We start from the raw sequence: 25,642 nt of genomic DNA, 5'->3' as shown, positions 1-25,642 counted from the left end.
GAAATACTCGCTACATTGAACTTCGAGGCGGCGTATTCTAGCACGCGCTCACCGTTCATTCACCCCCTGTGAACGGCCAGTTAAATGCGCCAATCAGCGACAGCGGCTGGCGCGGGTCCTGCAGGTAGCAGCGAATGCTTTCGGCAACCAGCGGCGAGCGCAGGTTCGGCGCGTTAAGAATTTCCTCAGCACTGAGCCACAGGCAGCGATCGATATCGCTGTCATGCGGTTCGGTGGCGCACAGATCGCTAAGTTCGATGGCGAACAGGAAGCGCAGAAACGGCGTGTTATCGGGAGCGACCCACTGGTGCATGCGGATGAAGTGCTGCGGCGTGGCGCGAATGCCGGTCTCTTCCCACAGTTCGCGTTCGGCGGCCTGCAGCAGCGTCTCATTGGCCTCCAGGTGGCCCGCCGGCTGGTTCCACAGCGCTTTGCCGTTAATGGTCTCTTCGACGATGAGGAATTTATCCTCGGCGTGAACCACGCAGGCTACAGTAACATGAGGTTTAAACATCGCTTTTCCTTTTCGGTTATTCGGCTCTACGCCATTCGCCATTCGCCAGTCCGTCAAGCGTATAGCCGCCCATGGCGTAGCGGATCAGGCGCAGGGTGGGGAAGCCGACGTGGGCGGTCATCCGGCGCACCTGGCGGTTACGTCCCTCGTAGAGGGTGATTTTCAGCCAGCAGGTGGGGATCGATTTGCGCTCGCGAATAGGCGGGTTGCGCGGCCACAGCCACGCGGGCTCCTCCACCACTTCCACGCCAGCAGGCAGGGTGGGGCCATCGTTGAGCGTGACGCCGTTGCGTAGCGCGGCCAGCGCCTCGGCGGTGGGTTCGCCTTCCACCTGGACGTAGTAAATCTTGCCGGTGCGTTTACCCGGCTGGGTTAGCTTCGCCTGCAGCGCGCCATCGTTGGTCAGCACCAGCAGGCCTTCGCTGTCGCGGTCAAGACGACCGGCGGCGTAGACGCCCGCCACGGGGATAAAATCTTTCAGCGTGCTGCGCCCGGCCTCGTCGGTAAATTGCGGCAACACATCATAGGGTTTATTGAACAAGATCACAGTTTTTGGCTGGTGTTCTTTACGTTGTCTGGTGACTTGTTGTGTGCTGAATCGCTCAACGCGATGTTTTCTAAATGAAGTTTTCTGCATGGTATTTTCAGGCTCTATCAATTGCCGCATTATAGCCTAATTACGAATGCCTTTCATGGACGCAAACATTCAGGTAGTATTGACATGCTCATTACAAATTATTAACAAAAAATTGCTCAAACCGATTCGCACTACAGGCAGGAAGGCGACACGGACGCGATAGCTCCGCTTAGCGGGAAAACCCGGTACGCTGGAGCTGGCCGACTCAGCCAACACCAGGCTCGCGTGAAGAGGGAAGAGCAGAACCAGAAGCGCTCGAAGGAGAGGTTAATGGAAAGCAAAGTAGTAGTTCCGGCGGAAGGTCAAAAAATCACCCTGCAAAACGGCAAACTGAACGTCCCTCACAATCCGATTATCCCGTTCATTGAAGGCGACGGTATCGGCGTTGACGTTACCCCAGCGATGCTGAAAGTGGTTGATGCCGCCGTTGAGAAAGCCTATAAGGGCGAGCGTAAAATTTCCTGGATGGAAGTTTACACCGGTGAAAAATCGACCCAAGTCTATGGCCAGGATGTCTGGCTGCCAGCTGAAACCCTCGATCTGATTCGTGACTACCGCGTTGCTATCAAAGGTCCTCTGACCACCCCAGTCGGCGGCGGCATCCGTTCTCTGAACGTGGCGCTGCGCCAGGAGCTGGACCTCTACGTCTGCCTGCGTCCGGTACGTTACTACCAGGGCACCCCGAGCCCGGTTAAGCACCCTGAACTGACCGATATGGTTATCTTCCGTGAAAACTCAGAAGATATCTATGCCGGTATCGAGTGGAAAGCCGACTCTGCTGAAGCAGACAAAGTCATCAAATTCCTGCGCGATGAGATGGGCGTGAAGAAAATTCGCTTCCCGGAACATTGCGGTATCGGCATCAAGCCGTGCTCTGAAGAAGGCACCAAACGCCTGGTTCGCGCCGCGATTGAATACGCGATCACCAACGATCGTGATTCCCTCACCCTGGTGCACAAAGGCAACATCATGAAGTTCACCGAAGGCGCGTTCAAAGACTGGGGCTACCAGCTGGCTCGCGAAGAGTTCGGCGGCGAGCTGATCGACGGCGGCCCGTGGGTGAAAATCAAGAACCCGAACACCGGCAAAGAGATCGTGGTGAAAGACGTGATCGCCGATGCGTTCCTGCAGCAGATCCTGCTGCGTCCGGCGGAATACGACGTTATCGCCTGTATGAACCTGAACGGCGACTACATCTCTGACGCGCTGGCGGCACAGGTTGGCGGTATCGGTATCGCCCCGGGCGCCAACATCGGTGACGAGTGCGCGCTGTTCGAAGCGACTCATGGTACTGCGCCGAAGTATGCTGGCCAGGACAAAGTGAACCCGGGCTCCATCATCCTGTCCGCAGAGATGATGCTGCGCCACATGCAGTGGTTCGAAGCCGCAGACCTGATCGTCAAAGGCATGGAAGGCGCTATCGCCGCCAAGACCGTGACCTATGACTTCGAACGTCTGATGGAAGGCGCTAAGCTGCTGAAATGTTCAGAGTTTGGCGACGCTATCATCGCGAACATGTAATCCCGTTGGTGGATTAAGTAAAAGCGGGAGTCGATGGGCTCCCGTTTTTTTTGATTTTCAGTCAATGATTCCCCCAGGTGCTCATCGGATCGTGTAGTGACAGATATCCTGCTGCACGACATCAACCAGTTCAATGCTGCCTTTCTAACTTAAGTATTTGCCATGACCGGGTTATGAACTCAGAAAGATATCAGGTTAGGAAATATCTTGGCAGTTTGCCATTGCCAGAAGTGTATATATAGAATCTCTTTTTCTTTAAAAAGAGATTGATAGCGAAAAAGAATGCGTTGTATAGGTAAAATTCCCTAAAAATCTTGTTCTTCTAATTTTCTTCAATACAATGAAGAAGTCTTACTTTATCTATACAAACTCTAATTCATACATCAAGGAGAGATACTATGGCAGTCCAAACTTATAAGGAATTAGCAGAAATATATGCTGCTCGCATATCTAAATGTAAAGATGGAGATATGCGAGTGATAGAATTGAATAAAATCTGGATGGAAATTCAGACTTTAACAGTAGATGGAAACCCTCTTACTGAGCATCAACGGGTTCGTATGCTCGAAGAGCTAAAAAAGGCCCTGACGGACCTGGGGTATGACGATGATGTTATCGCCCTTGAACACTACAGTGGTAGGGAGGATTATGAGGCGTTAGCTAAATCAGGCTCATCCATTAGCAATGATGAAATACTAGCAATGATGAGAATGGTAGCAAAAGGACCGAAACCATGAATCAAGAACAATTAAATATTGTAACGCTTACGCTGTCATGTATAGCTTTGGTGGCTTCTATCTATTCAGCACTTCAATATCGCAATGCAAACGTTATTTCCAAAAGAGCGCTGAAGTTACAGGAAGCTGCTCTCGAAAGTCAGATTACAAATAGTATTGCTACTGCAACAGTACAGCTGCGCGAGGCATTGATGAAATACGCAGAAGCTGATAGCTCTGCTGTCAACTATCCAATCATCAGCAAAAATTATAATTCAGCACAAGAAACTTGGCTCAATGCATATGATCAAGCCTGTATGAGTTATCGTGAAGGAAAACTAAACAAGGAAACGTTTAAGAAAACTTATCACGTTCCAATCAGAGAGTTGTACGAAGATAAGGAGTTGCAGTTTTTCTTCAGTCCTGCTGACACATCTAAATATCAGTCAATTATATCGGTTTACCGGGAATGGGAAACCTATCATCGCTGACAGTTTCGACAAGAGTCGGGATTTGGCAAGTTATTGTTTTTAGATTGAAATATAAAAAATTAATCTTACTGAACAGGTTTAACTTATTGATTTTAAATTTATTATAGAAGAGGTAGTGAAACATATTATTTGTTTCTGGTTAGGAATGAGCACAGATTAGCTTATCCTCACATGGTGCCCTTAATCCCCCGTCACACGTTCCCCGACATAGAGGTGCGGAATTTATGCGGACATGCAAACAGATGCACCAAAGTTAGAGGGGGAGTTCGGGGAGAAAATGCAGGTTAAAACCGCGCCGAACGTTAAGGCGCCAAATGGGTGACTGAAAAGCAATACGCTATCCGCTCACTTTCAGATTAAACAGCCGGGACAACGCCGCTCTGCCGCTATCCGTCACTTGCACTTCCCGATATCCCGGCGTGCGGGTTATCCATCCTTTCTGCTCAAACAGTGCCATCAGCGCCGATCCGGCGTCACCGCCCAGATGAAAACGTCTTTCACTCCAGTCAAGACAGGGACAGCAAGGCTTACGTCGCGGGCGGGTGTTCAGTACTGCGCCAAGGCGTTCAAGCTGGGCTTTACCGGCTGATGTCAGGGCCAGGCCATCGGCCGCCAGCCATTTTTCCCGCAGCATAAACTCATAAATGTTCACCGCCAGCTCGCCCGCCAAATGGTCGTAGCAGGTGCGTGCGTAACGAAGGTTAACCGGCGTGCTGGGGAGAAGCGTCTTATGCGCCTGCATAGAGACGCCCATCAGGTTTTCCAGCAGCGCGGCGATATGCGCGCCCGCCAGGCGGTAATAGCGGTGACGCCCCTGCGCGAGACACACCACCAGCCCGTTGCTGAGCAGTCGGGCAAGATGTCCGCTGGTGGTGGAGGCAGACACCTCGGCAACCGTACTGAGTTCGGTTGCCGTCCATGCGCGCCCATCCATTAGCGCGCATAGAATACTGACCCTTGACGGGTCAGAGAGGGCGGAGGCCACCATCGCCATAGCGGTTTCCAGCGCCTCCTCTGGCTCACTGTCTTGCTGCGTTTTCAGGAGATTCATTCAGAAAGTATGGCCCATTTTTTGGTCACTTCCGCAGCCCGGGTGTCATCATCGGTAATGAGAATGAGCCGGTTACGGTGGTCGCTGTACTGTACCAGAATATTAATGCCATTGCGGGCAAGGGTGTCTGCGATGTCGCCCAGTTCCCCTGGTCGTTCCTGAGGTAACTTTCTGATCAGAGGACGGCATACACTGCTGACGGCAAAGCCGGCCTCGGTCAGTACCCTGCGGGCTTTCTCACCGTCTTCCACCAGAAAATGCGCATGTCCGGCCTCAGGCGTGGTGAATACGCCGCCGCCTTCGAGCCCCACGCCGTTGTTACCCAGCGCCATACCCATTGCGCCAAGCGAGCCCGGCGTGTTGCTGAGAATCACGTGGATGTCATACATCTGGCTGCGCTCCCCGATCCGATGCGTAATCCCGGAACACGCGGGCAACGCGTATTCTGTAGTATGAAAAAATCGATGCTTTACCTTCGCGCTGGGCAGCCAGATGCCGCTCATTTTGCTGCCAGTTGGCCACCGATGCTTCATCTTCCCACCAGGATAGCGAGAGGATTTTGCCGGGCGTACTCAGGCTCTGAAAGCGCTCAATGGCAATAAACCCCGGCGTGTCTGAAAGCAAAGGCGTCAGCCCGGCCGCAAGCTGTAAATATCTTTCCTGTGCTTCTGGTAAGGCGTCGGCCTCAAAAAGTACTGCAATCATCAGTCTGCTCCGTGGTGAATGTCCCTGCAGTCTACTGACGGCCCGAGCAGAATGCTTCGGTCTGCAGCGAAGTATGGCTGAGGGGGGATACCCTCAGCCGCCGTCCCTGTGCACCGAATTACCGTCCCAGAAACGCGTTACTCTGCGTTAAAAATAATAAATTCAGGCTGGTAACTGACCGGGAAATTGACCGAACGGGCGATAAAACAGACGTGATGGATCTGCTGATGAATGGCCGTGGCGGCGTCGAGATCGGTACCTGATAGTACGGTGATTTTCGGCCTGAGGGTGGCAGAAATAAAGCGACCCGCGCCCCCTTTTAACACTTCACCCGTTGCCACCGGCGAGTCCTGATATTCCATGACCGTAATGCCGGCATCGGAGGCCAGATGTAAGTACCACAGCATGTGACAGGCTGAGAGAGAAGAGAGCAGGAGATCTTCCGGGTTCATTTTGCCGGGATCGCCGCCAAGTAATGGATCATTTGAACAATGAATGGGTTCTTTTCCCTTTACCGCGATATCCCAGGTCCGGGCATAAGCCTTGTAACCCGAAGTACCCGTGCCCTGATTGCCGGTCCATGTGATATGGCTGGTATAAGCATGTTGCATAGATTTGCCTTTTCTCTGTGGAGGGGGGGATTTATGTGCTGGCGGCTGCGTTGATCGCGCATAAATTGCCATCCGTATCTGCTCAATGCTATAAGAAAAGAGCCGTTTTAATCGTGCTTATCTTTTATCGGTAAGGAATCAGTGAAGGTCAGATAATGATTACGTCAGTGCAGCCAACCACCACCGTCACCACCACCACGACCGTAACCTGCGGTGGTGTGGGCGTATCTGTGACCGGCTCCTGACAAACAGATCCTCACTCCCCGCCAATGTGGACGGGGAGAGACCTCTCCGTTCGTGACACACTGAATGGAGACCCATCATGATTTCATCTGAGCATGCCCTTTTAATTATCGATATGCAGCAGGGGCTTTTCCATGGCCCGGTTTCTCCGTATCAGGCCGATGCGCTTCTGGCGAACGTTTGCCTGCTGATTGAAAAAGCGAGACAGGCTGAGGTGCCCGTCTTCTTTGCCCGCCATACCGGGCCGGACGATTCTCCGTTCTCAGCACAAAGTCCATTAACCCAACTGCTGCCTGAGATGGGTGTTAACGGCGAGCGGGATATCGTCTTTATTAAAAGGTACCCCTCCTGTTTCCAGCACACTGACCTTGCGCATCGGCTCGCCCAGGCCGGCGTAAAACAGCTGGTTATTGCCGGGATGAAAACCGAATTCTGCGTGGACACGACCTGCCGTGCGGCATCGGCGCTGGGATGGCGGACGGTGCTGATCTCGGATGCGCACTCAACCATGGATAACGAACGGTTGTCAGCGCCTGACATTATCGGCCATCACAATATCACGCTTGCCGGGCCATTTGTGACGCTATCGACCGCCGCAGAGTGGCACTTTTCTGCAGAGAAATAAGGATGAAGAAAGGGAGCTCGATGGCTCCCGTTTGCCACGCCAGTTCATCCGGTTTTACTGTGCATGGCGGCGCAGGGTGGAGGCGGGGTGCCGCCGCAGTTTGGGCAACGACCGTGCAGCCGCGCCGTCATGCAGTCCCGGCAAAAAGTACACTCGAACGAGCAGATAAACGCCTCGGGTGAGTCTGGCGGCAGATCTTTATCACAGCATTCGCAATTCGGGCGTAACTCGAGCATTAACTTCTCCTGTGGTTAACGGCTGTATCAGCGAGGGCGGATTAACTTCCGCCTCAAAGCGTTGCCTTCCCGGGCTGCATCCCCGGCACAAGGATGACTTTGCGGCATGCCTCTTCGCGTTTCTCAAAGATCTGATAGCCGCGCGCGGCCTCCTCCAGCGGCATATGGTGAGTGACGATCTCCTCAGGGGTGAGCAGCCCTTGCTCAATCAGCGCCAGCAGGTCCGGCAGCCAGGCATGGACGTGGGTTTGCCCCATCCTGAAGGTCAGCCCCTTATCAAAGGCATCACCAAACATAAACCCATGAATGAAACCGGCGTAAACCCCGGGCACGCTGACGATACCGCCGCGGCGCACGGCGGCGATGCACTGGCGCAGGGCTTTTCCGCTGCTGCCCTCGATTTTCAGGTTGCTGAGGACGGTTTCCGTGAGGCTGCCTTTCGCCTCGAAGCCCACGGCGTCAATCACCGCGTCGACGCCGCGATGTCCCGGCGTGTTATCGATAATCCACTGCGCCGGGTCGTCATGGGTGTCGAAGTTTATCGGGATCGCGCCATAGCGTTGCTGCGCGAAATCGAGTCGGTAATCGTTATGATCGATGATAAATATCTGCTCTGCGCCATTGAGCCTGGCGCAGGAGGCGCACAGCAGCCCTACCGGGCCGGCGCCAAAAATAGCCACGCTGCTGCCGGGTTTGACCTCGGCGTTTTTTACTGCCTGCCAGGCGGTGGGCAGAATATCTGACAGAAACAGCACCTTTTCATCGGGTAAGGTGTCAGGCACTTTAAATGGACCGGTATTGGCTTTGGGGACCCGTACATATTCTGCCTGGCCGCCCGGGATGCCGCCGTACAAATCGCTATAGCCAAACAGGGCCGCCGGTGGCGAAATGCCTTTTCGGTTGAGTGTCGCCCCCTGGCCGCTATTGGTGCTTTCGCAGGCGGCATACTGCTGCAGGCGACAAAAGAAGCAGTCTCCGCAGGCGATCACAAACGGGATAACCACCCGGTCGCCTTTGCGGACCGCGGTGACCTCGGAACCCGCTTCCACCACTTCCCCCATAAATTCATGGCCGAAAATATCGCCGTGGTGCGTGCCGGGGATCTTTCCGCGGTAAAGATGGAGATCGGAACCGCAAATCGCCGTCGCGGTGACGCGCAGTATAATATCGTCCGGCGCTTCAAGGGCCGGGTCGGGCATGGTGTCGACGCTGACATGATGGGGACCATGATAAGTGAGTGCTTTCATTGCATATTCTCCTGGAGAGAACGGCTGACCGCATCAGGCGCAAAGGCATATTGACCTGACGCGATGGCCACCGATAAACCACCGTAAAAATAAAGCGTAGAGTACAAGTAATGGAACTGCGTGATATTTCAGTTGTTGGGTGTGTTTTACGTTTCGCTTATTTCACGTTTGATTTGTTGGGTTATTTGCATATTCGGATGAAGAAGGCTAGCCTTAATTAGGCATGATATTCGCTCTATTTTTTATTTGATAGCCGCTCCCCCAGCGGCTTTTTTTATTGGTTATCTTTAGAAAAGTTCTGAATTTCATGCCGACGAAGCCTCGCCGCGCCGCTTCGTTATATACCTCAACAGGAGTACTCCGGTTGTATCGATAATGCGAGGGCTGCAGGTATTATTTCCCTGCACACAGTAAGTTAGCGGTGATGTGCCGTCTGGTTATTTTTAATGTGTGTTGTAGAATTATTCCGAATTACTGCTGAAAGACGTCGGGAAAACGGAATAATAATTTGACTAACCAGCATTACCCGCTAGAGTTAAATATCGAACGACGAGTGATACGGAATATTTTCGTATCGTACTGACATAACCGATATACATGAGGTGAAATATGGCAGAGCATCGTGGTGGTTCCGGTAATTTTGCTGAAGACCGTGAAAAAGCTTCTGAAGCAGGTCGTAAAGGTGGTCAGCACAGCGGCGGGAACTTTAAAAATGATCCGCAGCGTGCGTCCGAAGCGGGTAAAAAAGGCGGACAAAACAGCCACGGCGGTGGCCGCAAGTCCGATAATTCCTGATTATCCTTTTCCTTGCACCCTGAAGTGAAAGTATCTCCTGCGAGTCTGTATAGACTCGCAGTTATTTTCTGACTCCAGAAGGTATTTCTATGAATATGAAAAGCATTGAAGATGTATTTATCCACCTGCTCTCAGATACCTACAGCGCAGAGAAACAATTAACCCGCGGGCTGGCTAAACTGGCCAGAGCGGCGTCCAGTGAAAAACTCAGCGCGGCGTTCAATGCTCATCTCGAAGAAACCCAGGGCCAGATTGAACGTATTGACCAGATTATTGAGCAGGAATCCGGCCTGAAAATCAAACGCATGAAATGCGTGGCCATGGAAGGATTAATCGAAGAGGCCAATGAAGTCGTTGAGAGCACGGAAAAAAATGAGGTACGAGATGCTGCGCTAATTGCCGCTGCGCAAAAGGTCGAGCATTACGAAATTGCCAGTTACGGCACCCTGGTCACCCTGGCAGAACAGCTGGGCTATAAAAAAGCGGTCAAATTGCTGGCCGAAACGCTGGAAGAAGAAAAGCAAACCGACGTTAAATTAACCGATTTGGCGGTAGGTAACATTAATAAAAAAGCGGAAAAATAAACGCTCCCTGACACGAGGAAATCACGATGAATCACGTTGAACATTATCATGACTGGCTACGCGATGCGCATGCCATGGAAAAGCAGGCAGAATCCATGCTGGAATCGATGGCTGGCCGTATCGATAATTATCCGGATCTCCGTGCCAGAATTGAACAGCATATTAATGAGACCAAACGGCAAATTACCGTGCTGGAAGAGATCCTCGACCGCAACGACATTTCGCGCTCGGTGATTAAAGATTCGATGAGTAAAATGGCGGCTCTCGGCCAGTCCATCGGCGGAATGTTTCCTTCCGATGAAATCGTCAAAGGCTCGATCAGCGGGTACGTCTTCGAGCAATTTGAGATCGCCTGCTACACCTCTCTGCTGGCGGCGGCTGAAAAAGCGGGCGACACCGCCTCCATCCCGGCTATTGAGGCTATCCTGGCGGAAGAGCGGGAAATGGCCGACTGGCTGATCAAACATATTCCTCAGACCACGGAGCAGTTTCTCCTGCGTTCAGATGCTGACGGCGTAGAAGCGAAAAAATAACCCAGGAGGCAGGCCTATGTTTCGTCATGTGAAACAACTGCAGTATACCGTGCGCGTTGCTGAACCCAATCCGGGGCTCGCGAATTTACTGCTCGAACAGTTTGGCGGTCCTCAGGGCGAGCTGGCCGCCGCGTGTCGTTATTTCACCCAGGGATTAAGCGATGACGATCCCGGCCGCAAAGATATGCTAATGGATATCGCGACAGAGGAGCTGAGCCATCTGGAGATCATTGGCACCCTGGTCGGCATGCTGAATAAAGGGGCCAAAGGAGCTCTGGCGGAGGGCACCGAGAGCGAGGCGGAACTCTATCGTTCGCTCACCGCCAACGGTAATGACAGCCATATTACCTCGCTGCTGTACGGCGGCGGTCCCCCGCTGACCAACTCGGCGGGCGTGCCGTGGACGGCGGCCTATATTGATACTATCGGCGAACCCACCGCCGACCTGCGGTCGAATGTCGCCGCGGAGGCGAGGGCGAAGATCGTCTATGAACGCCTGATCAACGTGACCGACGATCCCGGAGTGAAAGACGCGCTGGCGTTCCTGATGACCCGCGAAGCGGCGCATCAGCTCTCTTTTGAGAAGGCGCTGCAGTCGATTCGCAACAACTATCCACCGGGCAAACTGCCGCCCATTAGCGAGTACGCTAACACCTACTACAATATGTCTGAAGGTGGAGAAGTACGCGGCAGCTGGAACAGTGACAAACACTTCGATTATGTCAAGGATCCGCAGCCGGCCGTGGATGGCGGAGATGGCAGCGCTACTGTCGGCCTGACGCCAGAGCAGGAAGCGCTGTGCAAAGCGATGCTGAAGCGAACGCAGTCTGACCCGCAGGGCGATCCTTTGACCGGCGCCGAACTCGGCGCCGGTAAGCAAAACACTTCCTCATCGGCTAAGTGATGTTCGCATGAGCCCCGGCTGCGGCCGGGGCGATTCACAATGATGGGTGTGGAATATGTTTGAATTCGACGCGTTTCATCTGGCCCGATTGCAATTCGCCTTTACCGTTTCCTTCCATATCCTCTTTCCGGCCATCACCATCGGCCTTGCCAGCTACCTTGTGGTGCTTGAGGGGATGTGGCTGCGAACCCGGGATAACGTCTGGCGCTCACTCTACAATTTCTGGCTGAAAATTTTCGCCGTCAATTTTGGGATGGGTGTGGTCTCCGGATTAGTGATGTCCTATCAGTTCGGCACCAACTGGAGCGGATTTTCCCAGTTTGCTGGCAGCATAACCGGCCCGCTGCTGCTGTACGAAGTGCTGACTGCCTTTTTCCTCGAAGCGGGATTCCTCGGGGTGATGCTATTTGGCTGGAATAAGGTGCCGCCGGCGCTGCATTTTTTTACTACCTGCATGGTGGCGCTTGGCACCCTGGTCTCCACTTTCTGGATCCTCGCCTCCAACAGCTGGATGCAGACGCCGCAGGGTTTTACCATCGAAAATGGCCATCTCATTCCGCAGGACTGGCTGGCGATTATCTTTAACCCCTCGTTCCCGTATCGTTTGTTTCATATGGCGATAGCCGCGTTTCTCAGCAGCGCCATGTTCGTCGGGGCCTCTGCCGCGTGGCATCTTCTGCGCGGCAACGACTCGCCGGCCATCCGCAAAATGCTGTCGATGGCGATGTGGATGGCGCTGCTGGTAGCGCCAATCCAGGCGGTGGTGGGGGATATGCATGGTCTTAACACCCTTGAGCATCAGCCAGCGAAGATCGCCGCCATCGAGGGGCACTGGGAAAACCGACCCGGCGAGGCCACGCCGCTGCTGCTGTTTGGCCTGCCGGATATGGAACAGGAGCGCACCCGCTATGGCCTCGAGATCCCCGCTCTCGGCAGCCTGATCCTCACCCACAGTCTGCATAAGCAGGTGCCGGCGCTGAAAGACTTCCCGAAAGAGGACCGACCCTATTCGCCCGCCGTTTTCTGGTCGTTTCGCATCATGGTTGGGATGGGCGTGTTGATGATCGCCTTAGGGATCTGCAGCGCCTGGCTGCGCTATCGGCGGCGACTGTATCACTCGCGTCCCTTTCAGTGGTTTGCGCTCTGCATGGGGCCTGCCGGCCTTATTGCCCTGGTCGCCGGGTGGGTGACTACCGAGATGGGCCGCCAGCCGTGGGTGATCTACGGCTTGCTGCGCACCCGGGATGCGGTGTCGTTGCACAGCACGCTGCAGATGGCCATCAGCCTGCTGGTGTTTATCGTGGTCTACTGCGCGGTATTTGGCGTGGGGTATTACTATATTTTCCGGCTGATTAAAAAAGGGCCGCAACCGGTGACGGAGCTGACCTCGCAAACCGCAGGCACCCCGGCGCGTCCGCTCTCGGCGGCAGAGCCGGTGCGTGATGAGGAGAACGCATCATGAGCATCGATATCTCGGTGATTTGGTTTGTCATCATCGTCTTCGCCACGCTGATGTATATCGTGATGGATGGTTTCGATTTAGGTATTGGGATGCTGTTCAGCGTGGTGCATGATGGCGAAGAGCGCGATGTGATGGTCAACAGCGTGGCGCCCGTCTGGGATGGAAATGAAACCTGGCTGGTACTCGGCGGGGCTGGGCTGTTCGGCGCCTTTCCGCTGGCCTATGCGGTGATCACCGATGCGCTGGTCATCCCGCTGACGGCGATGCTCATCGGCCTGATTTTTCGCGGCGTGGCGTTTGAGTTTCGTTTTAAAGCGGTTCCCTCGCATCGTACCTTCTGGGACTATGCCTTCGCCGGCGGCTCGCTGCTGGCGACCTTCAGCCAGGGGATTGTCGTCGGCGCGTTTATCAACGGCTTTGCGGTGGCTGACCGCCGCTTCGCCGGTTCAACGCTGGACTGGCTTACCCCCTTTAACCTGTTCTGCGGTCTGGGGCTGGTGGTGGCCTATCTGCTGCTCGGCACCACGTGGCTGATCATGAAAAGCGAAGGCGCGCTGCAGCAGCGGATGCGCGAGCTGACCCGCAAGGTGCTGCTGGCGCTGATGGTGGTGATCGCGGTGGTCAGCGTCTGGACGCCGTTGGGCTGGCGCTATGTGGCGGAGCGCTGGTTTACGCTACCCAATTTCTTCTGGTTCCTGCCGGTGCCGATTCTGGTGTTGGCGCTGAGCCTGTGGATCTGGCGCCTGAGCGCGCGCCCCGCCAGCCACGCCCGCCCATTTATCCTGACGCTGGGCCTGATTTTCCTCGGCTTCAGCGGGTTGGGGATCAGCGTCTGGCCGAACATTATCCCACCGAATATCTCCCTGTGGGATGCCGCCGCGCCGCCCTCCAGCCAGGTGTTTATGCTGCCGGGGGCGCTGCTCATTATCCCGGTGATCCTGATGTATACCGCCTGGAGCTATTACGTCTTTCGCGGCAAAGTCTCCGGCAGCGAGGGCTATCACTGAGCCTGATTCGCGCCGGCAGGTGAGGATTTGCCGGCGCGTCGCGCCAACCGCGCGGGAATGACCGAGACAGTCGCGGACAAGCCGGCGACCCGTTCCACCCCCTCGGGCAGGGTATCGATATGGATGCGTACCGGCACACGCTGCGCCAGCCGCACCCAGCTGAAGGTCGGCTCGACCTCCGGCAGGCCCAGGGCACCGGTCTCATCATTGGTATCGCCGATCCCGTGTCCGATACTCTCGACATGGCCGGTAATGACCGGATCATACCCCATCAGCGTGATATGTGCGGTATCGCCAACGTGGATGTGGCGCAGACGGGTCTCTTCAAAATACCCCACCACCCAGAAACGCTGGCCATCGATAATGGCCACTTTCGTCACTCCGGCGGTGGCATAGTCGCCCGGGCGTAGCCGCAGATGGGTGACGTACCCGGCCACCGGCGTCCGCACGGTGGCATGCGCTAAATTCAGTTGCGCCAGCGCCAGTGCCGCCAGCGCGCCCTGGTAGTTAGCGGCCGCGACGCTGGCCGCACTATTGGTCTGTTTCAGATCTTCGCTGGAGATGACGCCCTGGATCTGCGCCCGTCGTCTGGCGGCATCCTGGCGCATCGCCATCTCCTGGCGTCGGGCTTCCACCTCCGCCTGGGCGCTACTGACCGCCAGCTTCAGCCAGCGCGGATCGATGGAATAGAGCACATCTCCCCGATTGACCCACTGGTTGTCTTTTACCGCCACGCTGGCCACCGGTCCCGAGACATCGGGAGCGATCTGCACCACGTCGGCCCGTACCCGACCATCGCGGGTCCAGGGCGTTTGCGCCTCCTGTTTCCAGAGAATGAAAGCCAGTAGCGCGGCGGCGGCAACGGCGCCTAAGGTCAGGGCGTAGCGGCCCAGAAGAGTGAGATAGACTGTCATACGGCAAACCCCAGCGTGTTAACCTCCTGCAGGAGCAGGAAAAAGAGTGCGATATAGAGGGAAAGCCCCCACAGCGGGCGGCAGGGCAAGCGGCCCAGGCCCCGGACGGAGAAAATAAGCGGTTGCAGCAGCAGCGTCGCGAGCAGGGCGACAAGGCCGACAACCAGCAGGCCGGGGAAAAATACCCCGCCCACCGCGAGATCACGCATGGTTTTGGCTCTCCTCAGGCCGGTGTAAGGCGCAATACAGGGAAATGAGCGCTTCCGCGCGCTCATGTGAGGCGGCATCAGCCGGTAAACCGTGGGCCAACAGCGCGTCAACAGGCTGCGCGAGGGCCTCTATGCCCGGCTCCTGTTTAAGGGCGTCAAGCAGCGTCTGCACAGCGGTAGCCGCTTCTCGATCCACCGGCTGATAGCTACGGCGCAGGTGGATCACCGCCAGGCCGGTACGAATATCGTGCAGCATCTTGTCCAGTAGCTGACCTGCGGCAGGCCCGCTCTGCGGTAGCCGCGGCAGCAGTAAAGCGGTCCGGTCGATCATAAGATTGGTCCAGCGGTGGGCATTCTGCGCCAGTCGGCCCCGCGCGGCGCGGCGGATATCGCGACGGCACAGCGTCAGCAGACGATGGACAGCGGCATCGGCCTGCACGGTTTGCAGCAGGCGCATACCAAACGCGGCATAGCCGATGGCGACAAACAGCGCGATAGACGTATTCATCGCCGTCGCGAAATCCCCCTGATAACTGGGGCCCAGTTCGCACAATATCGGCAGCGTCAGGGTGATGCCCATCGCCATAAAGGTGGTCGGCGGCCGCGCCTGCAGCGAACCGGCCAGCAGATAGACCGGGGCGAGCATCGCCGCCAGCAGGACAAATTCGCTCACCTGCGGCAGCAGGGCGAAGCTATACAGCAGGCTGAACAGCACGCCCCACACGCAGCCGATCAGGTATTTTACCAGCTGCGCCGCCGGCGCATCGAAGCTGGCGAACAGGCTACAGCAGACGCCGAGGATCGAGACCGCAGTGCCGCCATCGGGCCAGGCGGAGCCTATCCAGATCAGGCAGCCGCTGAGGATGATGACGAAGGCGCCGAAGGCGGTCCGCAGGGCGCTGAGCGGATCGCGATGGAAAACATAGCCCTTTGCCGAGCGGGCGTCAGGGGGCAGGGTTGGCGATCGGCGGTGATAAATCGCCTTCGCCAGCCGTTCGCTCTGCTGCAGGAGACGGATGGCTTCCGCCAGGTGGCGCACCAGGCTAACGCGCAGCGCCTCGTTCAGCGTCTGCGCAGGGGCGTACCGGTTGATGAGCTGCTCGCAGCGGGAGAGTAGCCCGTCGGCGGAGAGCGCCGTTCTGTGGGCTTCCGGACCTCTCAGCCAGACCTCTGCCTCCGTTAGCAGCGTCTGCAGGTCGTCAGGTGGCTGCCCGCACCTCTGTAAACGGTCATACAATTCGCCATTGACGATCAACAGTCGTGCCAGCCGGTCGTGGATCGCTTTTCTGACCTCGCGGTGGGGAACAGAGAGACCGTCATCCCAGGGAAGATGGTGGTTGATGCCCTGCAAAAACTGCAGGCTCAGCGCCAGCCGCAGGGTTTCCGCCGCCACCGGCTTACCGTCCAGCGTATCGGCGATCCGCTGCCGGGCGGTTGCCAGCGTCTGTGCCAGCGTGCTGTTAAACCGCCCGGCGATGCGCACCGGCAGCACGAAGCGGTGAATCAATCCGGCGCACAAGATACCGATGGCGATCTCTTCCACCCGAATGACCGCGAGGTCAAAGATGGTCCCGGGCGCGGAGACGGCGGGGAAACCAATCAGGCTTGCGGTGTAGCCCGCCAGCAAAAAAGCGTATCCGCGCGGCGTGCGCTCAAGCAGCGACAGACACAGGCATCCCGCGATCCATAGCGCCAGCATGGCGCTACACAGGATCGGCTGGTTAATGAAGGTGGGCACGATGAAGACGGTGGCCGCCGCGCCGACGAGGGTCCCGATCAGGCGATAGACGCTGCGGCTTAGCGATGCGCCCACCGAGGTCTGCGACACGATATAGACAGTGATGATGGCCCACGAAGGCCTTTGCAGACCGATGGATAGCGCAAGATAGTACGCCAGCATCGCCGCGGCGAAACTCTTTGCGGAAAAGAGTATTGCCTGGGCATCACTGCGCAGGACGGTTGACGTCGATTGCGGCATGAAACGGCGCGCGACGGCGCCTGCGGCACGCAGCCAGGCGGCCTGGCGAAAGCGGTTAATGTTCATGCCGCGGATTATGGCTGGCTTGCGCTTGCGGCGAAATACTCTATTCTGTCAAAAAATACCTGAATCTGGCCAATCGTATGCCATCACCTTTTGCCAATACGCTGTACGATCCGGACGCCGCGTCCTGCCCGGCCGTCGCCTGTCATCTTGATTTTGTCGAGTATGAAGCGGAAGTGCCGGTGCATACCCATCGCAAAGGGCAGTTGATTATTGTGCTGTATGGTGCAGTGAGTTGTCGGGCGGAAAATAACCTGTGGATTGTGCCGCCTCGCTGCGCGGTATGGATCCCGGGCGGTATTCCGCACAGTGTGTCCGCCACCTGGAACGCGCGCCTCAATTATCTGTTTATTGAACCCGGCGCTGCCGCGCTGCCTGGCAGCTGCTGCACCCTGGCGCTCTCTCCCCTGATCCACGAGCTGGTGGAGCGACTCACTCGTGAGGGGGCGGATTATGTGGCGGATAGCCATGCCGGGAGACTCACCCGAGTGACCCTTGACGAACTGGCGACCATGCCGGCGCAGCGCCTGAATCTGCCCGTCTCAGCACATCCCAAAATTCGGGCGATGGCCGACCGGCTGGTCAGCCATCCTGACGATCGCAGCACCCTGTCGGTGTGGGCGAAGCGTCTGGCGCTGAGTGAGCGCTCGCTGGCCCGGGTGATGCTGCGGGAGACCGGCCTGACCTTCGGGCGCTGGCGCCAGCAGCTGCATTTGATTATTGCCCTGCAGGAGCTGGCCAGCGGCGTTTCGGTACAAAACGTGGCGGCTAAGCTGGGGTATGAATCGGTAAATGCCTTTATTACCATGTTCAAAAAAACGATGGGGACGACACCGGCGCACTATTTTGCCGAGCGTCAGACCGCGGCTCGTTAAGAAAACCTTGTCGGGCCGCGACGGCTGGCGTGGCACCCAACAAGGCGGCAGGGGGTGCTTACGCTTTCGGCGGCTTGATCTTAATAATAAATCGTTCGTTAACCCGGGTGATCCTCGCGCCAATATCGCCAAACTCGGTGGCGATTTTAAAAAAATCGTCCGCGGCGACATCAAAATCGAGTTCAATTTTCGGGTGTTGTCCTGTCGCCAGTAATTCATAGAAATGGTCAAGGCTGCGGGCTTTTTCGCTGGGCATCTTATTTCTCCATGGTAAACCAATCAGCAGGGCGTTTATTGTTTAAAGCGTTTTCCGGATTATTCAGCAGGATGACAGTGGCGCCTGATATAAGATGATGCAATGTCATTAATGATACGGTGGGGCGATATTATTCCATGTTGTTAAACCTGTGGCCGCGCGTTTCCCCAGGATGCTATGAGGCGCGGGGCAACCCTGCGGCGCGGGTTGATGATAGACATTTTATGATGACAAATTGATGACAGTAAAATGAACGTACAATAGCGCCGGGCTTTCTTTTGACTAAATAAATTTATTCGGTGGCTGTTAAGGCAGAACTTAACTACTTTATGGTGAGGGGCGTCATTCGGCGATGGCTAACAGTGAGGGAGCAACGATGCAATTACTTGATTTATTCGCAGGTTTATTGTGGTTAAGCAGCGTTATTTTCCTGCTGTATCTCCTTGATGTGGTCATCACCCGTTATCTGTATCGTAAATAACCGGGAAGGGGATGCGCGAGGGCGCTCGGCATAGGGTACTGCGCCAGAGGATGTTATTATGACGCCGGACTGATTCAGAAAGGAATGCGCGGTGGCCGGGAGAATTGATTACGATATTGAAAAATACCAGTTTACCGAAGCCGGTGAGTCGCCACGGCTCAGAGCGCAGTGGCGTGAGGTCTATCTGGAGTGTCGTCAGCAGCAGGCCGGGGCTGAGGAGCGTCTGCGCATTGCGCTATTGAATGTCGACTATGTCACCAGCTTCGAATTGCCTTTTCGCCTGCTGCTGGTGCGCGCGCCGCAGCTGATCGCCGACGTGCGCGATCAGCTGCAGCTCAATCGTAAAGCCGCCGTTTTCAACGGCAAACGTTACGGTTGTGTCTACAGTCTGAAGCAGGATTTACAGCCGATTCCGGAGTCCTTCCATTACCACCTGTCAAACCGTATCCGTCGCGTCGATCCGCAGGGACCGACGGCAGCCCCGTACCAGCAGATTGCCCGCGAGATAAAGCCGGCCCGGGAGCGGCTTCGCCATGCGTTACTTGCCGGCTTGCCGGTTACCGCGCTTGATGCGCTGTTCTGGTTCGGCAGTCAGCGGGTGGCGGCGGACATTGCGCAATTGCGCCGGTCCGGCATGGGAATTGTCACGGAAGAGGTGGAAGCCTGCGATAATCTGTTCAACACCACCCGGCGAGTACCGGTTTATCGTCTGACCAGTAAATGATGCGGCGAGCCTTCGCCCAGTCGTTGCTTCGGCAGGCAGCTCACCATTGCCCCGTCAAACCAAACGCACTGCATGCTGCCGGTGTGCCGCGGCGCAGGGCCCAGCCATGCGCTGGCGATGAGCATGAATAGCATCAGCCCCAGCGGAATCACGTTTATTTTTTTCACTGCCTGTCATCCACTTCACTCTTCTTCGCTGCAGGATAGCGGGAAAGTATGACGTTTTGTCGACTGAGTCACACTTTTTTATTGAGGACTCATGGCATGCCAGGCGAAGCGGCGCCTCAGGACGCAGCGTTATTCATATTCGGCATAATGATATGACTAAAACTGGCGGCTTGTATTTTTCATTTTTATTACCCCTCTCTTTTTTTACCTGGCAGCACAAAGCGTGAGACGACCAGGCTTTACGCAGAATACTCTGGTAACTGTCTGGTTTGAAACAATATTTTAATTGACTTTTCAGAGGGAGTTACAGCAGTGGCTAATTTATATTAATTCAATTTACCGATCAATAAATTATATCTTGATAGCTTTTAACTATCGAATGATTATTATCGATCACTTTAAACTATTTTTGTTGGCGGAAAATATATGACATGCTTTAACCCTTTCTTATTTTTGGTATTTTTTAAATGGTTGAAGAAAACGTGAAAAATACCTCTTATCGCTTCGTTCTGGAGCCCGCTATTAGCGATGACGGCAGCTACCACTCGTGGGAGTTGCTTACTAAAGATATTATAGCACCCGCACAAAATACCACCTCTGCGTCGACGTTTTCTTTCTCCACGCTTACCGAACGCGATAAGCTTGCTCTATTTATTCGGCAAATCGAGTTACTTTCTGTATTTGATTTCGCCCGGGTCGATAATAAACCGATATCGCTGAATATTGATGATTTATTAAGCCACTTTATTCTGACGGATCGCTATCTCTGTGATTTCCTGCGCTCCTGTAAACACATTGCTCTGGAAATAAATGAGAACTTTCACGAGTTTATCGCCGGACGTGAGCTGACGGCGCTGAGCACGCTGGCGGCGCTTTGCCCGGTCTGGCTGGATGATTTTGGCCGCGGACGGACGTCCTTCCCGCTGCTGGAGCGCTTCCGCTTCGATTGCGTCAAAGTGGATAAAGATTACTTCTGGGATAAAGAAAACGACCCCGCTTTTCCCGGGCTGTTGCAATCTATTCATACCCTGACCAGCCATGTGATCGTTGAGGGGATTGAAACCGAAAAGCAAAAACAGTTAATCAGCGCCGCCGGGGATATCATTGGACAGGGCCGTTACTGGAAGGATGAATATATCTTTCTGTGCTGCTGACCCGGGATCTGATTTCTGTTTCTTACCATCCTTTTTTTATCCAGTTTTAAATTAACCCTTTGTTACAGATAGTCTTTATTAGCGCAGTGATAATCGCCTCTCATTTTCTTTTTTGAAGGATCATTCACTGTGAATACTCGCTTGCGTAACACCCTGCTCGCCATTGCGCTGACCACCTGCTTTACGGCAGCCAGCCAGGCGTCGACCTCCGCCGATATACCGTCTGTCTCGCAGGATCCGGTCGTCCAGCACCTGAAGCTGAGTGAAGAGCAGGTCGCCAAAATCCAGGCGCTGCGTCAGGGATTCGAAAACAATGTAAGCCAGATTAAAATCAGCGGCTATCAGGATGGTGCCCTGGCAGACGTTATTCACTCCGGGAAATGGGATGACGCTAAGGTCAAACAGCAGCTGGCCGCCTTTGGCCAGCTGGACCAGCAGGTGCGGTATTATCGTGTGAAATACTACTTCGACGTGAGCCAGGTGTTGACCCCCGAGCAGCGTGAGCAGGTGAAAAAAGACCTCTCCGCCGCGATCAACTAACCCTGCGTCAGCCACCCGCTGCAGGTGATGCTGGCCCGGAAGATGCCGCCGTGCTCCGGCGGATACCACCTGATTTTACTGACCGTGGTTTTTTTCCAGCCGGGCAAAATACTCTGGCGCAAACGGACGCGGATCGACATCGGCAAACGGTGCGCGCTCGAAGTGTGATTTCAGCGCCCACGGCACCGTGCAATCGAAGATTGTCTTGCAACTGATACCCTCTCCGCGGATCGACGGGCTGTATGCCGGGGTCTGGGAAGGATCCAGCTGGTGACCACGGATGCCGGGGATTGTCGTGATGCTGACATCCCCCTGCATACGGGTGGTCATCGCCCACAGGATATCGTCGCTGTCAAAGATATCCACATCTTCATCGACCAGAATGATATTTTTCAGCTCGGAATAGGTCGCCAGCGCCAGCAACGCGGCCTGCCCCTGACGCCCTTCGTCGGCGGGCTGGCGTTTTTTCACCTGCAGGATCCCGAGGAATTTACCGCCGCCCGCGGTGTGGGCGTAGACATTTTGTAAAAAGCCCGGGATAGCGGCTTCAACGGCATTCCAGATACTGGCTTCCGTTGGCAGCCCGGCGAGGGTGGTATGCTCTTCGCCCGGCCCTACCAGCGTCTGCAGAATCGCATTGTTTCGCATGGTCACCGCTTTGACTTTTATCACCGGCAGCGATGGATTGGCGCCGCCGCAGTAGCCAGGAAACTCCGGCATCGCGTGGCCGCTGTTGGTGTGCTGATCTTCTCTGACGCGTACGCCCGGCAGCAGTTCCCCTTCGATAACGATCTCGGCGCGAGCGATGGCTTTCTCCGGGACGCTGACGCCCTGTACCAGCTCTACCGGACGCTGACGCAGCGCGCCGGCGACGCCCAGTTCGTTATAGCCAAACGGGGTGGTTGGCGCTTCAAAGCAGGCGCCGATATAGATAGCCGGATCGAGACCCATATTGATGGTTATCGGCAGCGGTTTGCCAGCGGCCTCGGCTTTCTGACGAAACACTTCGATATGGCGGCCAGCGGCGAGAAACATCGACAGCTCATCCCGGCCCTGGACGCACAAGCGGTGGATGGTGACGTCGGTGAGCGAGGCGTCGTCGGGATCGCTGGCCAGCGCCAGGCCCAGGCAGAAGAAGGGACCGGCGTCGATCGGGGTGTTGGTGGGCGCCGGGAGCAGGGTGCGCAAATCAAAATCCGGATCGTCGGCCAGAAAGACCTGTTCCTGACAGGGGGCGCTGCTGGCCGGAACGACCACCGGCGCGACCGGTTTTTTCACTGCTTTGCCTACCTCCAGCGCCAGCTGTGAGGCTTCGCAGCCCAGCAGCAGTGCGGCCCGCTGGCGGCTGGCGTGCATGCCCACCAGAATGCGCGAGTGCGGATAGCCCTTAATATTGTTAAACATCATCGCCGGGCCGATGCGGGTGGGGCGCTTCACGGTGCCGCCCGCGCCGATGTGGCGATAGACGCCGGCCAGCTCAGCGTTAGGGTCAACCGGATGATCGGTTTCGAGGTACTGATTGTCATGCTGTTGTAGCAGCGCGATAGCGTCGCGCAGATCCTGAATCGGTGCGGTCATGATGTTCTCCTTAGCGTGTCGATGAGGATAGTATGCTTCGCAGGCTAATGGTTATCAATTGCATCATTCATGCGTTATTGATAAGATTTTTATTATCAATTTACTCTGCGGAGTTCGGCCATGTCTTTTCGAGCGTTACGCCATTTTGTGGTCGTTGCTGAAGAATTACATATGCATCGGGCGGCGGAGCGGTTACATATCGCCCAGCCCGCCCTCAGCCAGCAGATTAAACAACTCGAGCAGCGCCTGGGCGTGGTGCTCTTCTCCCGCGCTAACCGGCGCCTGACCCTCACCGCCGCGGGCGAGGCCTTCTTGCAGAAGACGCGGCTGGCGCTGGAGATGGCCGATCAGGCGGTCCTGGACGCCCAGCGCACCGCGCGAGGCGAGCAGGGGCGATTGCATCTGGGCTATGTCTCCAGTGCGATGTATGACAGCAAACTGCCGGGGCTCCTGCGCGAGTTGCGCGCTGACTGGCCGGGGATTGAGCTGTCGCTGGTGCAGGGGGATGTGCAAATGCTCTACGAAGCGCTGCTGGATCTGCGTCTGGATATCGCCATCATCCGCGCGCCGCTGGCGTCACCGCCGGACGCGCTGGTGGTCAGGCCATTTGTGCGGGAAAAACTTTGCCTGGCGCTTTATCAACAGCATCCGCTGGCAGGCGTGGGGGCGCTCAATCTGGCCTCATTGCGCACTGACAACTGGATCTCGCTTGACGATCCGCAGGGCACCGGACTGGAGCAGGTATTTATTGACGCCTGTCGCGTCGCGGGTTTTACGCCGCAGGTGGTGCAGCGAATTAACGATGTCACCTCGATGATTAGCCTGGTCTCCGCCGGGGTGGGGGTGGCGCTGGTGCCGGTCTCGGCGCGGGCCTTACGCCTTGATAACGTGGTGTATATCGATCTCCAGGATCGGCTGGCGGAGAGTGAGCTGAGCATGGTTTACCACCGCCATTTCCGTTCGGCGGTGGTGCGGAAAGTTATCTCGCTGCTTAATGCCGCTGAGCAATAATCCCGCTTAGCGGGTCTTCAGGCGGCCAAAGCTGACAATCCTTGAACGGCCCAGCTCTTTCGCCCGGTACAGCGCGGCGTCCGCTGCGCGCAGCAGGCTGTCGCTTTGGGTGTGCTGCGGGTAGCTGGCGATGCCAATCGACACATCCACCTGGCCTATCTCGGTCAGGCCATCGCGCAGCGTCATATTGTGCACCTGGGTGTAGATCTCGCTGGCGCACTGGTGCGCCCCGGCTTCGTCAATGCCGGGGAGCAGCACTAAAAACTCCTCGCCGCCGTAGCGGAAAGCCATGCCGATATCGCGCACCGCGCGCTGCACAATGGTCGCGACGCTCTTAATCACCAGATCCCCGGCTTCATGGCCGTAGCGGTCATTGATGGCTTTGAAGTGATCGATGTCGATCATCAGGCAGCTCAGCGGGGTGTGGGTATGGACCGCCAGCGCCATCTGCGAGTGCAGCGCTTCATCAAGATGATGGCGGTTACGCAGGCCGGTCAGCGAATCGAACAACGCTTTTTCCAGCAGGGCGCTGCGTAAACGCTGATTGGCGAGCGCCAGCCCCAGCGCTTCGGCCATCAGCTCCAGGTAAGCCCGGGAAGGGGCGTCACTGGCGGTGACGTTCTGAAAGCTCAGCAGACCGATCGCTTCGCCCTGGGCGATGAGCGGTACGCAGAGCGACTGGCCGGCGTGCGCCTCCGGCAGATGATAGCAGGTGATATCGGGCTCACCCTGCACCGGCGGATGGCTGAGTCCCCGCCGTATCGCCCAGCAGTCGTCGGGAGCAAAGGACGTCGTCTCCCCGGCGGGCGACAGCCACTGCGCCACGCAGCGCATCTGCCATGGATCGGTATCCAGAATATACAGTTTACCGGGGATCGTCGGGGCGATGTTCGGCGCGAACAGCTCCGCCACCTTAATCACATCCTCTATGGTTTCACAGCCCTGCAGACGCTGGGTCATACGCGCCAGCAGTTCACGGATCGCCCAGTCGGCGTCGCGCTGCTGCTCCAGCTGCTGGCGGGCCAGGCCGTTCTCGCGAAAAATGCGGATCGCCTGGGCCATATCGCCAATCTCATCCACCTGGGTGAAGTGCGGCGTCTCCACCGCATAGTCCTGGGAGGCGAGACGCTGCACCACGTCGCTCAGACGGACCACCGGGTACAGCACCCGGCGTTTGAGAATGAAGCCGAGGACAAACAAAAACATCAGGGCGGTCAGGCCGACCATGATTTCCGACAGCGTACGCCAGATCCGCGAGCGCTCGGTGGCCTGGTCGATAGCGATGGCGGCGCGATGCTCAAGCATCTGACGGAAGCGATCGATCTGCGTCTGCATGCGCTCCAGTTCGGTCTCATACGCTTTGCCGTACAGCACCGCGATGGCCGCTGGCGCATCGCCGCGGGCGACATGCGTCAGGGCCGCCTGCTGTTCATCCTGAAGCTCATCGGCGATCCGCAGACCATCCTGGAGTAGCGCCAGCTCCTCGCGGCTGGCGCCGTTATCTTTCAGTCCGGCCAGCCGCTGCTCAATGCTTTTGTCGGTCTGCTGCAGTTGCTGATACTGCGTAAGCGTCTCCGGCGAAGGCTTAACCACGTACAGCCGGGCGAGGTCAGACAGCGCCCAGGCGTCGTTTTCCACCTCGTCGGAGAGGGTATCAAAGACCTGGCGCTGTTGTACCGCCTGGCGTTCGACGCGGTCGGCGCTGGAGGCCATAAGCATGGCGCTGCCGGATGCCAGCGTCAGGCCGACGGTGATCCCGTAAGCCCAGTTGGTGATGGTGGCGATTCTCACCCTGTATTTCCTTGCATGC

The 25,642-nt window shown here is 56.3% G+C and carries 30 protein-coding genes; 15 read left to right on the top strand and 15 right to left on the bottom strand.

All coding sequences use genetic code 11. From position 1 onward, the window contains the following. Positions 1–55 precede the first annotated feature (55 nt). Positions 56–514: an NUDIX hydrolase gene (locus R0140_RS17315; RefSeq protein WP_008806030.1), complete on the bottom strand. Its 459-nt coding sequence runs from the start codon at positions 512–514 to the stop codon at positions 56–58. 16 nt (positions 515–530) lie between these two features. Then, positions 531–1,181: a 23S rRNA pseudouridine(2457) synthase RluE gene (gene rluE / locus R0140_RS17310; protein ID WP_032729972.1), complete on the bottom strand. Its 651-nt coding sequence runs from the start codon at positions 1,179–1,181 to the stop codon at positions 531–533. 240 nt (positions 1,182–1,421) lie between these two features. Here rluE and icd point away from each other — a divergent pair, with 240 nt between their 5' ends. From icd to R0140_RS17295, 3 genes are all read left to right on the top strand, one after another. After that, positions 1,422–2,672 (top strand): NADP-dependent isocitrate dehydrogenase, encoded by a 1,251-nt coding sequence (gene icd / locus R0140_RS17305; protein ID WP_008806032.1) that lies wholly within the window; start codon positions 1,422–1,424, stop codon positions 2,670–2,672. Positions 2,673–3,070: 398 nt separating this feature from the next. After that, the gene (locus R0140_RS17300) at positions 3,071–3,409 is read left to right on the top strand and encodes a hypothetical protein (RefSeq protein ID WP_032732780.1); all 339 of its coding nucleotides are present in this window, start codon (positions 3,071–3,073) and stop codon (positions 3,407–3,409) included. Next, a complete protein-coding gene (locus tag R0140_RS17295) occupies positions 3,406–3,879 on the top strand; it encodes a hypothetical protein (protein WP_032730035.1) in 474 nt (157 codons plus the stop codon). Before R0140_RS17300 ends, R0140_RS17295 begins: the two co-directional genes overlap by 4 nt. Before the next feature lie 337 nt (positions 3,880–4,216). On the opposite strand, the gene R0140_RS17290 is transcribed toward R0140_RS17295, so the two are convergent. From R0140_RS17290 to R0140_RS17275, 4 genes are all read right to left on the bottom strand, one after another. Then, on the bottom strand, positions 4,217–4,930 hold the full coding sequence (locus R0140_RS17290; RefSeq protein ID WP_032732782.1) for an ArsR/SmtB family transcription factor: 714 nt from the start codon (positions 4,928–4,930) through the stop codon (positions 4,217–4,219). Continuing rightward, positions 4,927–5,319, bottom strand: a complete 393-nt coding sequence (locus tag R0140_RS17285; RefSeq protein ID WP_032732783.1) for an amino acid-binding protein — start codon at positions 5,317–5,319, stop codon at positions 4,927–4,929. The genes R0140_RS17290 and R0140_RS17285 overlap by 4 nt, the downstream gene beginning before the upstream one ends. Then, positions 5,312–5,635 (bottom strand): antibiotic biosynthesis monooxygenase family protein, encoded by a 324-nt coding sequence (locus tag R0140_RS17280; RefSeq protein ID WP_012542151.1) that lies wholly within the window; start codon positions 5,633–5,635, stop codon positions 5,312–5,314. The genes R0140_RS17285 and R0140_RS17280 overlap by 8 nt, the downstream gene beginning before the upstream one ends. Positions 5,636–5,772: 137 nt before the next feature. Beyond that, complete coding sequence (locus R0140_RS17275) at positions 5,773–6,246, bottom strand: OsmC family protein (RefSeq protein WP_049152866.1); 474 nt, start codon at positions 6,244–6,246, stop codon at positions 5,773–5,775. A 322-nt stretch (positions 6,247–6,568) separates the two neighbouring features. Between R0140_RS17275 and R0140_RS17270 the strand changes: the two genes are divergently transcribed. Continuing rightward, positions 6,569–7,114 carry a cysteine hydrolase family protein gene (locus tag R0140_RS17270; protein WP_012968540.1) on the top strand — a complete coding sequence of 182 codons (546 nt, stop codon included), beginning with the start codon at positions 6,569–6,571 and terminating at the stop codon, positions 7,112–7,114. 44 nt (positions 7,115–7,158) lie between these two features. On the opposite strand, the gene R0140_RS17265 is transcribed toward R0140_RS17270, so the two are convergent. Then, a complete protein-coding gene (locus R0140_RS17265; RefSeq protein WP_072023763.1) occupies positions 7,159–7,350 on the bottom strand; it encodes a DUF1272 domain-containing protein in 192 nt (63 codons plus the stop codon). Between the two features lie 53 nt (positions 7,351–7,403). Further along, positions 7,404–8,597 carry a zinc-dependent alcohol dehydrogenase gene (locus R0140_RS17260; protein WP_008807708.1) on the bottom strand — a complete coding sequence of 398 codons (1,194 nt, stop codon included), beginning with the start codon at positions 8,595–8,597 and terminating at the stop codon, positions 7,404–7,406. Between the two features lie 609 nt (positions 8,598–9,206). On the opposite strand from R0140_RS17260, the gene R0140_RS17255 reads away from it, so the two are divergent. From R0140_RS17255 to cydB, 6 genes are all read left to right on the top strand, one after another. Beyond that, positions 9,207–9,392: a con-10 family general stress protein gene (locus R0140_RS17255; protein ID WP_004150795.1), complete on the top strand. Its 186-nt coding sequence runs from the start codon at positions 9,207–9,209 to the stop codon at positions 9,390–9,392. 89 nt (positions 9,393–9,481) lie between these two features. Next, positions 9,482–9,976, top strand: a complete 495-nt coding sequence (locus R0140_RS17250) for a YciE/YciF ferroxidase family protein (RefSeq protein WP_008807707.1) — start codon at positions 9,482–9,484, stop codon at positions 9,974–9,976. Between the two features lie 26 nt (positions 9,977–10,002). Then, complete coding sequence (locus tag R0140_RS17245; RefSeq protein WP_008807706.1) at positions 10,003–10,509, top strand: ferritin-like domain-containing protein; 507 nt, start codon at positions 10,003–10,005, stop codon at positions 10,507–10,509. A gap of 16 nt (positions 10,510–10,525) precedes the next feature. After that, positions 10,526–11,413: a manganese catalase family protein gene (locus tag R0140_RS17240; RefSeq protein WP_012542146.1), complete on the top strand. Its 888-nt coding sequence runs from the start codon at positions 10,526–10,528 to the stop codon at positions 11,411–11,413. A 55-nt stretch (positions 11,414–11,468) separates the two neighbouring features. Next, positions 11,469–12,875 carry a cytochrome ubiquinol oxidase subunit I gene (locus R0140_RS17235; protein WP_012542145.1) on the top strand — a complete coding sequence of 469 codons (1,407 nt, stop codon included), beginning with the start codon at positions 11,469–11,471 and terminating at the stop codon, positions 12,873–12,875. Next, positions 12,872–13,882 carry a cytochrome d ubiquinol oxidase subunit II gene (cydB, locus tag R0140_RS17230; RefSeq protein WP_008807703.1) on the top strand — a complete coding sequence of 337 codons (1,011 nt, stop codon included), beginning with the start codon at positions 12,872–12,874 and terminating at the stop codon, positions 13,880–13,882. The genes R0140_RS17235 and cydB overlap by 4 nt, the downstream gene beginning before the upstream one ends. Here the strand turns inward: cydB and R0140_RS17225 are convergent. The 3 genes from R0140_RS17225 to R0140_RS17215 are packed head-to-tail and all read right to left on the bottom strand — an operon-like array spanning position 13,876 to position 17,049. Further along, positions 13,876–14,796, bottom strand: a complete 921-nt coding sequence (locus R0140_RS17225) for an efflux RND transporter periplasmic adaptor subunit (protein WP_022066226.1) — start codon at positions 14,794–14,796, stop codon at positions 13,876–13,878. The two genes, cydB and R0140_RS17225, sit on opposite strands and share 7 nt — an antisense overlap. Next, positions 14,793–15,005, bottom strand: coding sequence for a DUF1656 domain-containing protein (locus R0140_RS17220; RefSeq protein ID WP_096834605.1), 213 nt, complete (start codon positions 15,003–15,005; stop codon positions 14,793–14,795). Before R0140_RS17220 ends, R0140_RS17225 begins: the two co-directional genes overlap by 4 nt. Then, entirely contained in the window at positions 14,998–17,049 is a 2,052-nt protein-coding gene (locus R0140_RS17215) for an FUSC family protein (protein ID WP_096834604.1), read from the bottom strand. The genes R0140_RS17220 and R0140_RS17215 overlap by 8 nt, the downstream gene beginning before the upstream one ends. 77 nt (positions 17,050–17,126) lie before the next feature. On the opposite strand from R0140_RS17215, the gene R0140_RS17210 reads away from it, so the two are divergent. Next, a complete protein-coding gene (locus R0140_RS17210) occupies positions 17,127–17,921 on the top strand; it encodes an AraC family transcriptional regulator (RefSeq protein WP_012542139.1) in 795 nt (264 codons plus the stop codon). 58 nt (positions 17,922–17,979) lie between these two features. On the opposite strand, the gene R0140_RS17205 is transcribed toward R0140_RS17210, so the two are convergent. After that, positions 17,980–18,177, bottom strand: a complete 198-nt coding sequence (locus R0140_RS17205) for a hypothetical protein (protein WP_004140506.1) — start codon at positions 18,175–18,177, stop codon at positions 17,980–17,982. A 572-nt stretch (positions 18,178–18,749) separates the two neighbouring features. Here R0140_RS17205 and R0140_RS17200 point away from each other — a divergent pair. After that, positions 18,750–19,382 (top strand): ECs1377 family protein, encoded by a 633-nt coding sequence (locus R0140_RS17200; RefSeq protein WP_016160693.1) that lies wholly within the window; start codon positions 18,750–18,752, stop codon positions 19,380–19,382. On the opposite strand, the gene R0140_RS17195 is transcribed toward R0140_RS17200, so the two are convergent. Continuing rightward, positions 19,361–19,549 carry a hypothetical protein gene (locus R0140_RS17195; protein ID WP_032691162.1) on the bottom strand — a complete coding sequence of 63 codons (189 nt, stop codon included), beginning with the start codon at positions 19,547–19,549 and terminating at the stop codon, positions 19,361–19,363. The genes R0140_RS17200 and R0140_RS17195 overlap by 22 nt on opposite strands. Positions 19,550–20,016: 467 nt before the next feature. On the opposite strand from R0140_RS17195, the gene R0140_RS17190 reads away from it, so the two are divergent. Beyond that, the gene (locus R0140_RS17190; RefSeq protein WP_016160694.1) at positions 20,017–20,703 is read left to right on the top strand and encodes a KPN_01159 family EAL domain c-di-GMP phosphodiesterase; all 687 of its coding nucleotides are present in this window, start codon (positions 20,017–20,019) and stop codon (positions 20,701–20,703) included. A gap of 129 nt (positions 20,704–20,832) precedes the next feature. Then, entirely contained in the window at positions 20,833–21,243 is a 411-nt protein-coding gene (locus R0140_RS17185) for a Spy/CpxP family protein refolding chaperone (RefSeq protein ID WP_012542134.1), read from the top strand. Between the two features lie 75 nt (positions 21,244–21,318). Here R0140_RS17185 and R0140_RS17180 read toward each other — a convergent pair whose 3' ends face one another. Then, entirely contained in the window at positions 21,319–22,821 is a 1,503-nt protein-coding gene (locus R0140_RS17180) for a UbiD family decarboxylase (protein WP_012542133.1), read from the bottom strand. Positions 22,822–22,941: 120 nt separating this feature from the next. On the opposite strand from R0140_RS17180, the gene R0140_RS17175 reads away from it, so the two are divergent. Continuing rightward, a complete protein-coding gene (locus R0140_RS17175) occupies positions 22,942–23,832 on the top strand; it encodes a LysR substrate-binding domain-containing protein (protein WP_012968530.1) in 891 nt (296 codons plus the stop codon). A 6-nt stretch (positions 23,833–23,838) separates the two neighbouring features. Here the strand turns inward: R0140_RS17175 and R0140_RS17170 are convergent, their stop codons facing one another. Beyond that, positions 23,839–25,623 carry a sensor domain-containing diguanylate cyclase gene (locus tag R0140_RS17170; RefSeq protein WP_012542132.1) on the bottom strand — a complete coding sequence of 595 codons (1,785 nt, stop codon included), beginning with the start codon at positions 25,621–25,623 and terminating at the stop codon, positions 23,839–23,841. Positions 25,624–25,642 lie beyond the last annotated feature (19 nt).

It is taken from the genome of Klebsiella sp. w6 (assembly GCF_033100215.1).
GTDB lineage: Bacteria > Pseudomonadota > Gammaproteobacteria > Enterobacterales > Enterobacteriaceae > Klebsiella > Klebsiella variicola.
The sequence above is the reverse complement of the archived record's forward strand: the minus strand, read 5'-3'. Positions and strand labels throughout refer to the sequence as shown.

What these genes read in the sequence shown, in the direction of transcription:
- R0140_RS17315 (WP_008806030.1), bottom strand. Translation starts at nt 514, where the DNA reads ATGTTTAAACCTCATGTTACTGTAGCCTGCGTGGTTCACGCCGAGGAT.
- rluE (WP_032729972.1), bottom strand. Translation starts at nt 1,181, where the DNA reads ATGCGGCAATTGATAGAGCCTGAAAATACCATGCAGAAAACTTCATTT.
- icd (WP_008806032.1), top strand. Translation starts at nt 1,422, where the DNA reads ATGGAAAGCAAAGTAGTAGTTCCGGCGGAAGGTCAAAAAATCACCCTG.
- R0140_RS17300 (WP_032732780.1), top strand. Translation starts at nt 3,071, where the DNA reads ATGGCAGTCCAAACTTATAAGGAATTAGCAGAAATATATGCTGCTCGC.
- R0140_RS17295 (WP_032730035.1), top strand. Translation starts at nt 3,406, where the DNA reads ATGAATCAAGAACAATTAAATATTGTAACGCTTACGCTGTCATGTATA.
- R0140_RS17290 (WP_032732782.1), bottom strand. Translation starts at nt 4,930, where the DNA reads ATGAATCTCCTGAAAACGCAGCAAGACAGTGAGCCAGAGGAGGCGCTG.
- R0140_RS17285 (WP_032732783.1), bottom strand. Translation starts at nt 5,319, where the DNA reads ATGTATGACATCCACGTGATTCTCAGCAACACGCCGGGCTCGCTTGGC.
- R0140_RS17280 (WP_012542151.1), bottom strand. Translation starts at nt 5,635, where the DNA reads ATGATTGCAGTACTTTTTGAGGCCGACGCCTTACCAGAAGCACAGGAA.
- R0140_RS17275 (WP_049152866.1), bottom strand. Translation starts at nt 6,246, where the DNA reads ATGCAACATGCTTATACCAGCCATATCACATGGACCGGCAATCAGGGC.
- R0140_RS17270 (WP_012968540.1), top strand. Translation starts at nt 6,569, where the DNA reads ATGATTTCATCTGAGCATGCCCTTTTAATTATCGATATGCAGCAGGGG.
- R0140_RS17265 (WP_072023763.1), bottom strand. Translation starts at nt 7,350, where the DNA reads ATGCTCGAGTTACGCCCGAATTGCGAATGCTGTGATAAAGATCTGCCG.
- R0140_RS17260 (WP_008807708.1), bottom strand. Translation starts at nt 8,597, where the DNA reads ATGAAAGCACTCACTTATCATGGTCCCCATCATGTCAGCGTCGACACC.
- R0140_RS17255 (WP_004150795.1), top strand. Translation starts at nt 9,207, where the DNA reads ATGGCAGAGCATCGTGGTGGTTCCGGTAATTTTGCTGAAGACCGTGAA.
- R0140_RS17250 (WP_008807707.1), top strand. Translation starts at nt 9,482, where the DNA reads ATGAATATGAAAAGCATTGAAGATGTATTTATCCACCTGCTCTCAGAT.
- R0140_RS17245 (WP_008807706.1), top strand. Translation starts at nt 10,003, where the DNA reads ATGAATCACGTTGAACATTATCATGACTGGCTACGCGATGCGCATGCC.
- R0140_RS17240 (WP_012542146.1), top strand. Translation starts at nt 10,526, where the DNA reads ATGTTTCGTCATGTGAAACAACTGCAGTATACCGTGCGCGTTGCTGAA.
- R0140_RS17235 (WP_012542145.1), top strand. Translation starts at nt 11,469, where the DNA reads ATGTTTGAATTCGACGCGTTTCATCTGGCCCGATTGCAATTCGCCTTT.
- cydB (WP_008807703.1), top strand. Translation starts at nt 12,872, where the DNA reads ATGAGCATCGATATCTCGGTGATTTGGTTTGTCATCATCGTCTTCGCC.
- R0140_RS17225 (WP_022066226.1), bottom strand. Translation starts at nt 14,796, where the DNA reads ATGACAGTCTATCTCACTCTTCTGGGCCGCTACGCCCTGACCTTAGGC.
- R0140_RS17220 (WP_096834605.1), bottom strand. Translation starts at nt 15,005, where the DNA reads ATGCGTGATCTCGCGGTGGGCGGGGTATTTTTCCCCGGCCTGCTGGTT.
- R0140_RS17215 (WP_096834604.1), bottom strand. Translation starts at nt 17,049, where the DNA reads ATGAACATTAACCGCTTTCGCCAGGCCGCCTGGCTGCGTGCCGCAGGC.
- R0140_RS17210 (WP_012542139.1), top strand. Translation starts at nt 17,127, where the DNA reads ATGCCATCACCTTTTGCCAATACGCTGTACGATCCGGACGCCGCGTCC.
- R0140_RS17205 (WP_004140506.1), bottom strand. Translation starts at nt 18,177, where the DNA reads ATGCCCAGCGAAAAAGCCCGCAGCCTTGACCATTTCTATGAATTACTG.
- R0140_RS17190 (WP_016160694.1), top strand. Translation starts at nt 20,017, where the DNA reads ATGGTTGAAGAAAACGTGAAAAATACCTCTTATCGCTTCGTTCTGGAG.
- R0140_RS17180 (WP_012542133.1), bottom strand. Translation starts at nt 22,821, where the DNA reads ATGACCGCACCGATTCAGGATCTGCGCGACGCTATCGCGCTGCTACAA.
- R0140_RS17175 (WP_012968530.1), top strand. Translation starts at nt 22,942, where the DNA reads ATGTCTTTTCGAGCGTTACGCCATTTTGTGGTCGTTGCTGAAGAATTA.